At 70.8% G+C, this 13,068-nt stretch carries 16 protein-coding genes (1 of these 16 running past the window's edge); 11 read left to right on the top strand and 5 right to left on the bottom strand.

Annotated features, from left to right (window positions below; all coding sequences use genetic code 11):
- The first annotated feature begins 5 nt into the window (after positions 1–5).
- Together KSF81_RS19020 and KSF81_RS19015 are read left to right on the top strand one after the other, a co-directional pair.
- Positions 6–1,682, top strand: coding sequence for a hydantoinase B/oxoprolinase family protein (locus tag KSF81_RS19020; RefSeq protein ID WP_217380302.1), 1,677 nt, complete (start codon positions 6–8; stop codon positions 1,680–1,682).
- On the top strand, positions 1,679–2,158 hold the full coding sequence (locus KSF81_RS19015; protein WP_217380301.1) for a MaoC family dehydratase: 480 nt from the start codon (positions 1,679–1,681) through the stop codon (positions 2,156–2,158). The genes KSF81_RS19020 and KSF81_RS19015 overlap by 4 nt, the downstream gene beginning before the upstream one ends.
- On the opposite strand, the gene KSF81_RS19010 is transcribed toward KSF81_RS19015, so the two are convergent.
- Together KSF81_RS19010 and KSF81_RS19005 are read right to left on the bottom strand one after the other, a co-directional pair.
- Positions 2,146–2,955: a tripartite tricarboxylate transporter substrate binding protein gene (locus KSF81_RS19010; RefSeq protein WP_309139734.1), complete on the bottom strand. Its 810-nt coding sequence runs from the start codon at positions 2,953–2,955 to the stop codon at positions 2,146–2,148. The two genes, KSF81_RS19015 and KSF81_RS19010, sit on opposite strands and share 13 nt — an antisense overlap.
- Before the next feature lie 204 nt (positions 2,956–3,159).
- On the bottom strand, positions 3,160–3,633 hold the full coding sequence (locus tag KSF81_RS19005; protein ID WP_217380300.1) for a DUF4286 family protein: 474 nt from the start codon (positions 3,631–3,633) through the stop codon (positions 3,160–3,162).
- 68 nt (positions 3,634–3,701) lie between these two features.
- On the opposite strand from KSF81_RS19005, the gene KSF81_RS19000 reads away from it, so the two are divergent.
- The 4 genes from KSF81_RS19000 to KSF81_RS18985 are packed head-to-tail and all read left to right on the top strand — an operon-like array spanning position 3,702 to position 7,684.
- The gene (locus tag KSF81_RS19000) at positions 3,702–4,232 is read left to right on the top strand and encodes a carboxymuconolactone decarboxylase family protein (RefSeq protein WP_217380299.1); all 531 of its coding nucleotides are present in this window, start codon (positions 3,702–3,704) and stop codon (positions 4,230–4,232) included.
- A gap of 54 nt (positions 4,233–4,286) precedes the next feature.
- Entirely contained in the window at positions 4,287–5,957 is a 1,671-nt protein-coding gene (locus KSF81_RS18995) for a thiamine pyrophosphate-binding protein (RefSeq protein ID WP_217380298.1), read from the top strand.
- 3 nt (positions 5,958–5,960) lie between these two features.
- Positions 5,961–6,923 carry a 3-hydroxyacyl-CoA dehydrogenase family protein gene (locus KSF81_RS18990; protein WP_217380297.1) on the top strand — a complete coding sequence of 321 codons (963 nt, stop codon included), beginning with the start codon at positions 5,961–5,963 and terminating at the stop codon, positions 6,921–6,923.
- Entirely contained in the window at positions 6,920–7,684 is a 765-nt protein-coding gene (locus KSF81_RS18985) for an SDR family NAD(P)-dependent oxidoreductase (protein ID WP_217380296.1), read from the top strand. Before KSF81_RS18990 ends, KSF81_RS18985 begins: the two co-directional genes overlap by 4 nt.
- Positions 7,685–7,691: 7 nt before the next feature.
- Here KSF81_RS18985 and KSF81_RS18980 read toward each other — a convergent pair whose 3' ends face one another.
- Both KSF81_RS18980 and KSF81_RS18975 read right to left on the bottom strand, forming a co-directional pair.
- The gene (locus KSF81_RS18980; RefSeq protein ID WP_217380295.1) at positions 7,692–8,141 is read right to left on the bottom strand and encodes a hypothetical protein; all 450 of its coding nucleotides are present in this window, start codon (positions 8,139–8,141) and stop codon (positions 7,692–7,694) included.
- 97 nt (positions 8,142–8,238) lie between these two features.
- Positions 8,239–9,141 carry an ImuA family protein gene (locus KSF81_RS18975; protein WP_217380294.1) on the bottom strand — a complete coding sequence of 301 codons (903 nt, stop codon included), beginning with the start codon at positions 9,139–9,141 and terminating at the stop codon, positions 8,239–8,241.
- Between the two features lie 153 nt (positions 9,142–9,294).
- Here KSF81_RS18975 and KSF81_RS18970 point away from each other — a divergent pair, with 153 nt between their 5' ends.
- The 3 genes from KSF81_RS18970 (at position 9,295) to KSF81_RS18960 (ending at position 11,577) form a co-directional block, all read left to right on the top strand.
- The gene (locus KSF81_RS18970) at positions 9,295–10,335 is read left to right on the top strand and encodes a cysteine synthase A (protein ID WP_217380293.1); all 1,041 of its coding nucleotides are present in this window, start codon (positions 9,295–9,297) and stop codon (positions 10,333–10,335) included.
- A 42-nt stretch (positions 10,336–10,377) separates the two neighbouring features.
- Positions 10,378–11,058 (top strand): serine O-acetyltransferase, encoded by a 681-nt coding sequence (cysE, locus tag KSF81_RS18965; RefSeq protein WP_217380292.1) that lies wholly within the window; start codon positions 10,378–10,380, stop codon positions 11,056–11,058.
- A gap of 87 nt (positions 11,059–11,145) precedes the next feature.
- On the top strand, positions 11,146–11,577 hold the full coding sequence (locus KSF81_RS18960) for an OsmC family protein (RefSeq protein ID WP_217380291.1): 432 nt from the start codon (positions 11,146–11,148) through the stop codon (positions 11,575–11,577).
- On the opposite strand, the gene KSF81_RS18955 is transcribed toward KSF81_RS18960, so the two are convergent.
- Positions 11,578–11,802: a DUF1127 domain-containing protein gene (locus tag KSF81_RS18955; protein WP_217380290.1), complete on the bottom strand. Its 225-nt coding sequence runs from the start codon at positions 11,800–11,802 to the stop codon at positions 11,578–11,580.
- Positions 11,803–11,916: 114 nt separating this feature from the next.
- Here KSF81_RS18955 and KSF81_RS18950 point away from each other — a divergent pair, with 114 nt between their 5' ends.
- Entirely contained in the window at positions 11,917–12,813 is an 897-nt protein-coding gene (locus tag KSF81_RS18950) for a LysR substrate-binding domain-containing protein (RefSeq protein WP_217380289.1), read from the top strand.
- Between the two features lie 178 nt (positions 12,814–12,991).
- Positions 12,992–13,068 carry the 5' portion of a tripartite tricarboxylate transporter substrate binding protein gene (locus KSF81_RS18945; protein WP_309139612.1) on the top strand. The gene runs 802 nt beyond the window's last position, so the window shows 77 of its 879 coding nt (coding positions 1–77); the start codon lies at positions 12,992–12,994; its stop codon lies off the right edge, out of view.

Here is a 13,068-nt window from a genome sequence, read left to right as displayed (position 1 = left end):
CCCGCATGCTCGGCCCCATCGAGATCGAGGTCATCCGCAACGCGCTGACCGCCGCTGCGGCGGAGATGGACGTGACGGTCTGGCGCACCAGCCGCAGCACCATCGTGCGAGAATTGCTGGACTATTCCACCGCCGTCTTCGATGCGGAAGGCAACAACCTGGCGCAATCCGCCCGCATCCCGGGGCACCTCAACAGCATGTCGCACCTGCTGCGCGAGCTGCTGGACAGGTGGGTGGACCCCGATTCCTGGGGGCCGGATGACGTGGTCATCACCAACGACCCCTATTGCGGCGGCCAGCACCTGCCGGACATCACCGCCTTCAAGCCGGTCTTCCATGAGGGGCGGCGCATCGCATTCGTCGGCACGCTCTGCCACCATATCGATGTCGGCGGGCTGGCCGCGGGCAGCTATGCCGCCAAGGCGATCGAGATCTTCCAGGAGGGGCTGCGCATTCCCCCGGTGAAGCTGATCGAGCGCGGCATCCGCAACGAGGGCGTCTGGGCGATGATCCGCCAGAATGTCCGCAAGCCCGACCTGCTGCTGGGCGACCTGCAAAGCCAGATCGCCAGCCTGGAGGTGGGCGCCGCCGCGCTGCGCCGCCTTGCCACCCGCTATGGCGCGGCGGGCATGATCGAGGCGGGCGCGCGCATCCTCGACATGAGCGAGGCGGCGATGCGCGCCGCCATCGGCCGCATGCCGGACGGCACCTATGAATTCACCGATTTCCTCGATGACGACGGCATCGACCTCGGCCAGCCGATCCGGTTGCAGGTGCGGCTGACGGTGGCGGAGGAGGAGATCACGGTCGATCTCTCCGGCTGCTCGCCGCAGGTGCAGGGACCGACCAATGCGACGCTCGCCAGCAGCAATTCCGCGGTGATGTTCGCAGTGATGTGCGCGTCCATGTCCCCTGGGGACGAGCCCATCGCCGCCAATGCCGGCTGCTACCGCCCGGTGCGCACCATCGCGCCGGAAGGGCTGGTGGTGAATGCGCGGCATCCGGCGCCGGTGGTGCATCGCGTCGCCGTCACGCACCGGCTGCTGAACGCCATGTTCGGCGCGCTGCACCAGGTTGTGCCGGACCGCATTCCCGCCGCCTATTATGGCAATTCCTATGTCTGCACCTTCCAGACCGTCGCCGCCGATGCCAGCCGCGAGGTGCTGGTGGAGATCGAGATCGGCGGCAGCGGTGGGCATCCGGCGAAGGATGGCGTCAGCGCCTTCGCCAGCGGCATGCACAACAACTCCAACATCCCGATCGAGATGATCGAGAGCCAGATGCCGCTCACCATTACCCGCTACGGGCTGCTGCCCGACAGCGGCGGCCCGGGCGCAAGGCGCGGCGGGCTCGGCCTGTTCCGGGAATGGCGGGTGGACAGCGAACGCTGCTTCTTCACCGCCAATATGGACCGCTTCGTGCATCCGCCCTACGGCCTGGCCGGCGGCCAGCCCGCCTCGCTCGGCCGGCTGATCCTGACGCGGGAGGGGCAGGAAGTGGCATTGCAGCCGAAGGCCGACAACGTGCCCCTGGTGCGGGGTGACAGGGTGCGGCTGGAGACCTCCGGCGGCGGCGGCTTCGGCCCGCCCGAGGCGCGCGACCCCGCGGCGCTGGCCCGCGATGTCGCGCTCGGCTATGTCACGCCGGCCGCGGCCCGCGCTGCCTATGGTGCCGGGGCATGAGCTTCGATCCGCGCGCGCACCGGCTGGTGGAGCAGCAGCGCTGGTTCGAGGATTTCGTGCTGGGCGAGCGTTTCCCGCTGCCCAGCCGGACCATGACCAGCGGCCTCTTCGCCGCCTTCCAGGCCGCCTCCGGCGACAACCATCCGGTGCATTACGATGCGGAATACTGCCGTGCCCGCGGGTTGCCGGGCATGCTGGCGCATGGCTTCCAGGTGGCGATCCAGACCTGCGCCGGTGCCGGCCTGTTCCCGCATATGGTGGAGGATTCGCTGAAGGGCTTCATCGAGCAGTCCAGCCGCTTCCTGCATCCGGTGGTGCTGGGCGATACGCTCTATCCGCTGCTGGAGGTGGATGAGCTCACCCCGCAACGCAGCACCGGAATCCTGGGCCTGCGCAGCACCATCCACAACCAGCGCGGCGTGCTGGTCATGGATGGCCGCCACCGCTACCTGCTGCGCCGCCGTCAATCCGCCTGACGCATGCCGGCGGCCTCGATCACCTCGTGGTATTTCGCTGCCTCGGCGCGCGTGAACTCGGTGAACTCGCGTCGTCCGAGATAGCGGATGGGATGCCCGAGCCGTGCCATGCCCTCACCGATGGCGGGCGCGCGCAGCGTGCGTTCGCAGGCGCCCTCCAGCCGTGCCAGGACCGGCTCCGGCGTATTGGCCGGGGCATAGAGGCCGGTCCAGAGCGCGAAGACCAGGTCGTGGCCCTGTTCGCGCATGGTTGGCATGTCGGGGGATTCCGGCAGGCGCTGCTCGGCGAAGGCGCCGATCGCGTGCAACTCGTACTGCTTCACCAGGTTGGCCTCGGCGGCCAGCATCAGCACGGTGCCGGATTGCAGCGCGATGATGGCGTCGCCGGAGCCGCGGAAGGGGATGTGGTTCATCTCGATGCCGGTCGCGCGGATCAGGCCGGTCATGGCGATATGGCCCATGCCGCCGACACCGCCGGAGGCGAAGGGCACCTGGCCCGGCGCCGCCCGGGCTCGCGCCACCACATCCGCCACGCTCCGCAGGCCGGAATTACGCGTCGTCATCAGCACCGCCGGCGCATCGGCGACCAGGCATACCGGGGCGAAGCTGTCCGTGCGGTAGGGAATGCTCGGCCGGAAGCTCGGCTGCACCACCACGGGCGCCATCGAGGTGAGCATCAGCATCGTGCCGTCCGGCTTGGCCCGCGCCACCTCGGCCGCGCCGATCGTGCCGGTGGCGCCACCGACATTGCGGATCACCACACCGGTGCCAAGCTCCTCGGCCAGTGTCGGCTGGATGAGGCGGCCGATGATGTCGGTGGCGCCCCCCGGTGGGGAAGGGGATGATGACCTGGACCTGCGCCACGGCCCTTTCGGCGGCGCCCAGCCACAACGCCGCGCAGACCGCCAGCAATACCTTCACGTCCATTGGTGCCGTCTCCTCTCCCTTGCGGCCCGCTTGTTGTCGCGGGCATCCAGGGGAGGCTATCGGGCCCTGCGCATTTAGCCGAGCAATTTCCGCATGTAGCGGCGCGAACTGCGGAAATGGTCGCGCATGCGGATGGTCCATTCGGTGCTGCGCGCCGCTTCCCATTCCGGGGTCTGGTTCACCTCCGGCCGGTCGAAGCGATAGGCGGCGAGCAGGTTGGGCGCGCCGCCATCCAGCCGCTGGTAGCGGGTGCCGCCGCGGCAGCCCGGGCAGGAGGTGAGCATCGGCAGGTGCTCCTTCTCATACCACTCGAAGACCGCCGGCAGGTTCTCCTCCGCGATGTCCAGCTCCACCGTGTAGAGGAAGGGCGCGGGTGTCCGTACATCGCCGAGCGAGGCGAGGAAGCGGTAGGGGATGCCGCCTGGCGGCACCGGGTCCTGCTGCGTCCCTTGGGGCGCCTCGATCCAGGTCCAGATATCGGCGGGATCCTCGATATTGGCGTAGTGCAGGCCGGCGCCGCGACCTGGCAGGATGACGAGATCGGCCATTGGGTTCCTCCCATTCCGGCGGCAGTATCGCCCGGCACGAGCATCAGGCAAGGGAAGGAAGCGCAAGCATGGCACGGCTCCCCTATTCCAACCCCGAGGACCCGGAGCGGCGCGAGGCCGCGGCGCAGGTGGTGGCGAGCCGGAAGAAGCTCGGCCATCTGCACCGGATGCTGCTGCACAGCCCGCCCATCGCGGTCGGCTGGATCCGCTTCTGGGACGCGGTGCGGCGGGAGACCAGGCTTTCCGGAAAGCTGCGCGAACTGGTGATCTGCCAGGTCGCCGCCATCAATGGCGCGCAATACGAATGGGCCGCGCATGCGCCGATCGGGCTCGAGGAAGGGCTGACCCAGGCGCAGCTCGATGCGCTGCCGGACTGGCAGGCCAGCGCGGGTTTCGATGCCACGGAACGCGCCGCGCTGGCACTCTGCGACGCCATGACCCGGCATGTGCATGTGCCGGCGGAGGTCTTCGCCGCGGTGAAGGCGGCGCTGCCGGAGCGCGAGGTGGTGGAGCTGACCGTCACCATCGCGAGCTATAATTGCGTCTCCCGCGTGCTGGAGGCGCTGGAGATCAACGGTGCCGATCCGTTGCAGGCTTGACCGCGGCGCCCCGCTGCACAAGCCTGCCCACCCTGGCTTTCGGGAGGGATGACCATGAATGGCGCGGAATGGTTGGCGCGCAGCCTGCACGCCTCCGGCCAGACGCATTTCTTCTTCGTGGATGCGGTGCTGCGCCGCACCCTGCTGGAGATGGAGCGCCTCGGCGTGCAGCCGGTGCTGGCGCATACCGAGAAGGCGGCGACCTATATGGCCGATGCCTATGGCCGCATCGCCGGCCGCCCCGGCGTGGTGGCGGCGCAATCGGTGGGAGCGGCCAATCTCGCGGCCGGCTTGCAGGACGCCTATCTCGGCCGCAGCCCGGTGCTGGCGCTGACCGGGCACAAGCCCAGCGCGCACCAGCACCGCAACGCCTATCAGGAATTGCCGCATGCGCCGCTTTTCGCGCCGGTGACGAAATTCGCGGCCGAGCTTGACCTCGCCGCCGAATTGCCGCGGGTCTTCCGTCAGGCCTGGGCGGCCGCCATCGCCACGCCGTCGCGGCCCGTGCATCTCGACCTCGATGGGCTGATGGGCGAGTTCGTCGAAACCAGCCAGACCGATGCGCCGCTGGCCGCGCTCGGCGACTGGCGCACGCCACCGCACCGGCCGGTGGCCGATGCTGCTTCCATCGAGGCTGCCGCCGCGGCGCTGCTCTCGGCTGGCAAGGTGGTGATCGTGGCCGGCGATGGCGCCGCGCTGTCCGGCTGCGGCGCGGAGGTCCTGGCGCTGGCTGAGGCGCTCTCCGCCCCCATCGCCACCTCGCTCGGCGCCCGCGGCCTGGTGCCGACGCAGCATCCATTGCATGTCGGCGTGGTCGGCAATTACTCGGCGCCGCCGACCAACCGGGTGGTGCATGCGGCGGAGCTGGTCTTTTTCATCGGCTGCGATACCGGCGACCAGGTGACGCATACCTGGCGCGTGCCACGGCCCGGCACCCGCGTGGTGCAACTCGATGCCGATCCGCTGGAATTCCACCGCAGCTATGCCGCCGAATGCTGCCTTCTCGGCGACCCCAAAGCCACGCTGGCGGCGCTGCTGGCGGTGCTCGGGCGGCCGGCGCGGGATGGCGGCTTCCTCGCCTGGGCGGCGGGGCAGATGGCGGAATGGCGCGCCGCGGTGGCGCCCCGCCTCGCCAGCGATGCCGTGGCGATCGACCCGGCGCGGCTCTGCGCCGAGATCACGCGGGCCTTGCCGGAGGACGGCATATTGGTGGCCGATACCGGCTATTCCGGCATCTGGACCGGCACGCTGATCGACCTCAACGGCGCCGGCCAGACCTATCTCCGCGCCGCCGGCTCGCTCGGCTGGGCCTTCCCGGCCTCGCTCGGCGCGAAATGCGCGGCACCGGACCGCAAGGTGGTGTGCTGGTCCGGCGATGGCGCGCTCTACTACCACCTGCCGGAGTTGGAGACGGCACGGCGCCGCGGCATCGCCGTGACCCTGGTGGTGAACAACAATTCCGGCTTCGGCCAGGGCTGGCCCAATTACCTGAAGCAGGCCGGCAACCGGCCGCGGGCGGCGGAGCAGGTGCTGCGCTTCGGCCCCACCGATTTCGCCGAGATGGCCCGCGGCTTCGGCCTCAAGGGCATCCGCGTGGAGCGGCCGCAGGACCTGGCCGCCGCCTTGCAGGAGGCCATTGCCGCGCATGAGACCGTGGTGGTCGATGTCGTCACCGATATCGACTGCCGCGCCCCGGAACCCTGGACCCCGACGGAGGAAGGCTGAGTCATGGCACGGATCGCGGTTGTCGGCGCCGGCACGATGGGCCATGCCATCGCGCTGGTCTTCGCGCTCGGCGGCCATCAGGTGCGCCTCACCGACAGCAACCCGGCGACCTTGGCCAAGGCGCAGGGGCTGATGGAGAAGGCGCTGGCCACCCTGGTGGCAGGCGGCGAGGCGCCGCCGGACTGGACCTCGGCACATCTCTCCCAGGCGGTGACGCGCCACGAAACCTTGGCCGAGACGGTGGATGGCGCCGAGGTGATCGTCGAGGCGATCATCGAGACGCCGGAGGCCAAGCGCACGCTGTTTGCGGAACTGGACCGGCTGGCGCCGCCCGATGCGATCCTCGCCAGCAATACCAGCGGGCTGGATGTCTTCCCGCTGGTGCCGGCCGCGCGGCAGCGCCGCGCGCTGATCGCGCATTGGTACACGCCGCCCTATCTGGTGGACCTGGTGGATCTCGTCGCCGGGCCGGAATGCGACCCCGCCGCGCTGGCGACGGTGCGCGACATGATGGTGGCGATGGGCAAGCAGCCGATCGTCATGAAGAAATTCGTCCCCGGCTATGTCGCCAACCGCATCCAGGCGGCGATCGGCCTGGAGGTGCAGCAATTGCTGGATGACGGCGTGGCGACGCCGGAGGAGATCGATGCCGCCATCGTCCATGGCCTGGCGCTGCGCCTGCCCATCCTCGGCGTGCTGGCCAAGGCGGATTTCACCGGCCTCGAACTCTCCCGCGCCATCCTGGCGAACAAGGGCTACACGCCGCCGTCGGTGCGCGGGCATAGCGAGACGCTGGACCGACTGGTGAAGGCCGGCCGCACCGGCGTGCTCTCCGGCGCCGGCTATTACGACTGGAGCGGCAAGTCGCCCGAGGCGCTGTTCGAGGCGCGCGACCGCCGCCTGATCGCGCTGAAGCAGGCATTGCGGGAGATCGGCACCATGGCAGGGCTGGAGCGAAGCGAATGATCCGTTACGACCTCAAGGGCAAGGCGGCGCTGGTGACCGGCGGCGCCTCCGGCATCGGCCTCGCCACCGTCACCATGCTGGCGGAGAATGGCTGCCGGGTGGCGATCAACCACCTGGCCGATGATGCGCGCGGGCCGGAGCAGGTGGCGGCGCTGCGCAACCGCGGCTTCGATGTCATCGGCGCCCCCGGCAATGTCGGCGATGCGGAGGATTGCGAGCGGATGGTGGGCAAGGCCGTGGCCGATCTCGGCCGGCTGGACTTCCTGGCCAATAATGCCGGCACCCCCGGCACCCGCACCAGCATCCCGCCCCAGGCGCTTGACCGCATCACCGAGGAATTATGGGAGACGGTGCTGCAGGTGAACCTGCTCGGCGTCTTCCGCTGCGCCAAGGCGGCGGCGCCGGCGCTGCGGGCGGCGCGGGGCGCGGTGGTGAATACCGCCTCGATCGCCGGGCTGAACTCGCCCGGGAGTTCCATGGCCTATGGCGCGACCAAGGCGGGGGTCATCAGCCTTACCAGGAACCTGGCGCGCAGCCTGGCGCCGGAGGTGCGGGTGAATGCGGTGGCGCCCGGCGCGGTGGACAGCAATTGGCAGATCGAATGGACCAATGAGCAGCGGGCAGGCAGCATCGACAAGGCCCTGCTGAAGCGCCGCTGCACCACGGAGGACCTGGCCGAGGTGATGGTCTTCCTGCTGGCCGGCGCCGCCATGGTGACGGGCCAGACCATCGTGGTGGATGGCGGGCTGACGCTGGGCTGAGCCCGCCTCACCGTGGCCGCAGCGGGTTGCGCAGCAGCAGCCCGGCCTGGCGCAGCGCTGCGCCCAGATGGATGGCGGCCGGCATGGCGGCATAGGCCTGGGCCGGCGGCAGCCAGCGCAGCAGCAGGGCCAGCCCCTCCCGCCGGGCGCCGCGCTGGACCAGGGCGCAGCCCAGCAGCAACTGCGCCTCCTCCGCCGCCACATCGGGGCAGAGGGGGCAGCCGAGCGGCAGGGGCTGCCAGGCCGCGAGGCCATGCAGCAGGGCATCGAGCGGCGCGATGGCGACGGCGGCGTCCTCGGCGATGAGGGGCGGACGCAGCGCCGGCAAAGGCGGGTGGCCGGCCCGGGCGGCGGCGGCCCAGCGCCGCATGGCCTCCAGCAGCAGGCGCTCGGCCGGGGGCAGGTCATCGGCCGGGGTATCGGCCCAGGGCCAGGTGGGGAGTCCATGTGTCGCCATCGGTGGGTCTCCTGCCGGGGCGGCAAGGATACTGCAATTGAGACTGATTCGCAAATAAAGGATGGCCATGGCCGGTGCCCGGGGATCGGCAGCCAGATCAGTCGACATCATGGCGGGGTGGGAAGCGGGTGCGGCGGCGCCTGGCGCGGCCGGGCGTGGTTTCGGCGGCAGGGTCGCTGCCGGGTAGGGCCACGAAGTCTGTCCCCGGTTGCTCCGCGGCGTCCATCTCCAGCCCCTCCGCATGGTCCAGCTCCAGCCGCTCGGCGGCGGGTTTCCAGACCACCCGCCAGCTCTGCGGCCGCCCGCCACGGCAGCGCAGCAGGTCGAGTTGCCAGCGTGGGTCGCCGAGGCCATGCGCCGCACCCTCCGCAAGGGTCCGGCCGGCGGCGAGCGGCGTGCCGGCCCCGGCCAGCGCGCCGACGCGCCAGCGGGTCAGTGCCGCCGAGTCGCCCGCCGCCTCGCTGTCCGGGCGCAGCAGCAGGCCGATGGCGCCTCCCGCCTCGGCCGCCAGTTGCAGCCGCCGCGCGGCGGTGAGGTCGAGTTCCGGCAGCACCAGCAGCGCCCCGGCCACGCCGGGGCAGCGCAGGCTTTCCTCCATGGCCCAGAGGCCATCGTCCGGATGCGGCGCCCGCACCAGCACGAGATCCGCCGGCGAGAGGCCGAACCGCGCCAGGCCGGGCGGCCAGGCCTCCGGCTCCGCCGCGATCCACACGACCGCGCCGAGCGGCGTCCCTTCCAGTGGGCGTGCGGCGCGGGCGAGGAGCATGGCGCAGAAGCCGGCGGCGGCACCGGGATCGGCAGCCAGCACCTCATGCGCCGCAGCGCGGGCCAGGCCGCCGCCGGGAAGCCCCTGGTCGATCGCTGCGCATAAGGGCAGGGTAGGGGGCAGGTGGGCGCCACGGGCAACGCGCGCCCGCAACGCGGCGAGCAGGGCGGGGCGGTCCATGGGATGGCCGGCGGCATCGCCGGCACCCTGATCGGGGGGATTGGCTGAGGTCATGTTCGCTTTGTGTTCTAATGGCGGGCCAAGGCTGGTCAAGCACCCTCGCCAGCAAGGATCCATTCGAATGCATGGGTCAGGCCATGGATCGCTGCCTGGCCCCTTGAATACCCACCAGACCCGCCAACAGATCACCAGGAGCGCGGAGGCCCCATGAACGCCGAACCAACCCCAACCTCGACCCATGTGGTGGACGGCTTCGCCGGCGCCGTCGGCAATACGCCGCTCATCCGCCTCCGCCGCGCCAGCGAGGCCACGGGCTGCGAGATCCTGGGCAAGGCGGAATTCATGAATCCCGGCGGTTCGGTGAAGGACCGCGCCGCGCTCGGCATCATCGAGGATGCCGAGCGGCGTGGCCAACTGATCCCGGGCGAGCCCGGCATGGTGGTGGAGGGCACGGCCGGCAATACCGGTATCGGCCTGACCCTCGCGGCCAATGCGCGCGGCTACCGCAGCATCATCGTGGTGCCGGAGACGCAGAGCCGCGAGAAGATCGACTTCCTCCGCATGATCGGCGCGGACCTCAGGCTGATCCCGGCCAAGCCCTACCGCGACCCTGGCCATTACGTGCATTTCTCCCGCCGCATCGCCGAGGAGATGCAGGCGGCGGGGGAGCGCGTGATCTGGGCCAACCAGTTCGGCAACCTGGCCAATGGCGCGGCGCATGAGGCGACCACGGGGCCGGAGATCTGGGCGCAGACCGGCGGCAGGGTGGACGCCTTCACCTGCTCCTGCGGCACCGGCGGCACGCTGGCGGGGGTGGCGCGCGCGCTGAAGGCGAAGCGGCCCGGCGTGCGCATCGTTTTGGCCGACCCGATGGGCAGCGGCCTCTATTCCTGGATCAGTACCGGGGAGATGAAGGCCGAGGGCAATTCCGTTACCGAGGGCATCGGCCAGGCCTCGAACGTGCCGGGCAACCTGGAGGTCGCGCGGGGCGTGATCGACGGCGCGGTGCAGATCCCGGATGAGGAGGCGCTGGAACAGGTGTTCGGCCTGCAACTGCACGAGGGCCTCTCGGTCGGCGGTTCGGCCGGGATCAATGTGGCGGCGGCGATCCGCGTCGCGCGCCAGATGGGACCCGGCCATACCATCGTGACGGTGCTCTGCGACGGCGGCGCGCGGTATCAGAGCAAGCTGTTCAATCCGGCCTTCCTGCGCGAGCGGAACCTGCCGGTGCCGTCCTGGCTGGCGTGAGGTGATCCGGGAATCGGCTCACCAAGATGCAAGGGGCCTCTGATGGAACTGATCGAGCTCGCCCGCACCGTCCGCGCCCGTGACCCGGCACGGCCAGGCTGGCTGGAAGCCTTCACCTGCTATGCGGGCTTGCAGGCGGTGCTGCTGCACCGGCCGGCGCATGCGCTCTACCGCGCCGGGCTGCGCGGCCTGGCGCGCATGGTTTCCCATACCAACCGCTTCATCACCGGCATCGAGATCCATCCCGGCGCCCGCATCGGCAGGCGGCTCTTCATCGACCATGGCATGGGCGTGGTGGTGGGGGAGACGGCGGAGATCGGCGATGACGTGCTGATCTATCACGGCGTCACGCTGGGCGGCCTGTCCGGCAGCCCGGGCAAGCGGCACCCGACGATCGGCGATGGCGTGGCGATCGGCGCCGGCGCGCAGGTGCTGGGGCCGATCCGCGTGGGCGATGGCGCCCGCATCGGCGCCAATGCGGTGGTGGTGGCCGAGGTGCCGCCGGGCGCCACCGTGGTCGGCATCCCGGCACGGCCGCCGCAGGAGCATCGGGTCATGCCGGCGCGGCCGGTGGCCGGCACCTCGCCCGGCTATGGGCTGGGCGACACGCCCTGCGACCCGGTAGGCGAGGAACTGGCGGTGCTGCGGGCCGAGGTGGCGACGCTGCGCGCCGAGATGGCGGAGCTGCGCCGGCAATCCATGGGCGTGCCGGCGGGGGAGTAGCGCGCCCAACCCATGACGGGATGATCCCGTTCAACTGCGCGGGCAGGGGCAGGCCCGGTCCGCGCCACAACCGGGGAGATGCATCGCATGGCCACCATCCACCGCAACGGCAGCGCCGCTTGGCAGGGCACCGGCAAGGAGGGCAAGGGCAGCCTGAGCACCCAGAGCGGCACCCTGCGCGACACGCCCTATGGCTTCTCCGCCCGCTTCGAGAATGGCCAGGGCACCAACCCGGAGGAGCTGATCGCCGCCGCCCATGCCGGCTGTTTCACCATGGCGCTGGCTTTCAAGCTCACCGGCGCCGGCCATACCCCGGAAAGCCTCAGGACCGAGGCCAAGCTTTCCATGGAGCAGGAGCCGGGCGGCTGGAAGATCGCCGCGGTGGCGCTCTCGCTCCGCGCCCGGGTGCCCGGCTGCAAGGAGGAGGAGTTCCAGCGCCTGGCCGGGGAGGCGAAGGCCGGCTGCCCCGTCTCCCGCGTGCTGAACGCCGAGATCACCCTCGACGCCAAGCTGGAGTGATCAGCAGCGGCGCCCGAGATCCCAAGGCGCGCGGCCGGCTTCCGCCAGGGCATCGGTGCGGCTGAGGCCGATGTCGCGCAGCATCCGGTCGTCCATCTGCGCCAATTGCCGCCGGGTCTGGATGGCGCGCAGCATGGCGATCAGTGAGGGAAGGCGCGGCACGGCCAGGTATGGCCAGCCGGTGCGGTGCAAGCTGTGGGGATGCAGGATGTCCGGGATCGCCATGGTCAGGTGCTCCTCTCGTCCCGGAGCCTGCCGCGATGGAGAAGATAAGGAAAACGAATTGTATTGACGGTCTATATCAAGGTTTTTGATAATCCGCGGCGAGGAGTGCCGCCCATGTCCGGCTTGCCGCCCGGCCTCGACCCCGATCTGCTGCGCGCCTTCGTCCTGGTGGCCGAAGGCGGCAGCGTCACCCGCGCCGCTCAGCGCGTCGGCCGCACCCAATCCGCCGTCTCCATGCAGATGCGCCGGCTGGAGGAATTGCTCGGCCAGCCCCTGCTGGAGCGCGGCCCTCGCGGCATGGCGCCGACGCCGCATGGCGCCTGGCTGCTGGAGCGGGCGCGGTCCTTCCTCGCCATGCATGACGAGATCCTGGCCGGCTTCCACGCGCCCGGCGTGGCCGGCACGGTGCGGCTCGGCACCCCGGACGACTATGCGCTGCGCTGGCTGCCCGGCATCCTGGCCGCCTTCGCCGAGACCCATCCCGCGGTGGAGGTCCAGGTGACCTGCGCTGCCTCGACGGAACTGGTCGAGCGCCTGCGCCGGGACGAGCTCGATCTCAGCCTCATCACCGAGGGCGACTACCACCCGTCGCCGGGGGAGGCGACCACGCTCTGGCGCGGTCCGCTGCACTGGGTCGGCAGCGCCACCCAGCCGATCCACCGGCGTGACCCGCTGCCGCTGGCCCTGGCGCATCCGGGCTGCTGCTGGCGCTCCGCCGCGCTGCGGGCGCTGGAGGCCCAGGGGCGGCGCTTCCGGGTTGCCTATACCAGCCAGACCCAGACCGGGACCCATGCGCCGGCCCTGGCGGGTCTGGCCATCACCATCAGCACGCCCGGCCCCTTGCCGCCGGGGCTGAGGCGCCTCGGTGCGGCGGAGGGTCTGCCGCCGCTGCCGGAATTCGGCATCCTGCTGCTCCGCGGCGGCGGGGGCGTGGTGGCGGAGGCGCTGGCGCAGCAGATCGAGGCCGGCTTCCAGGCCGATACCGCCATGGCCGAGCTGGTCGAGGCTTGAGCCCGCATTGCCGGCCCTCCACTTTTCCTGCGGAATTCCATAGGCTGGCAACACAACAAGCGCCAAGGATCGCCCATGCATCGTCGCACCCTGCTGGCCGTGACGGCCGCCGGCCTCGCCGCGCCGTCCCTGCTCCGTGCCCAGGGGGGGCGGCGCAGGGGCCTGGCCCGAGCGGCCGGTGCGCCTCATCATCCCATTTCCGCCGGGCGGTTCCACCGACACCATCGCGCGCATCTTCCAGGCCAAGCTATCTGA

The organism is Siccirubricoccus sp. G192 (assembly GCF_019084075.1).
Taxonomy (GTDB): Bacteria; Pseudomonadota; Alphaproteobacteria; order Acetobacterales; family Acetobacteraceae; genus G192.
Note: the sequence above shows the minus strand (reverse complement) of the source record. Positions and strands in the feature narration are given on the sequence as shown.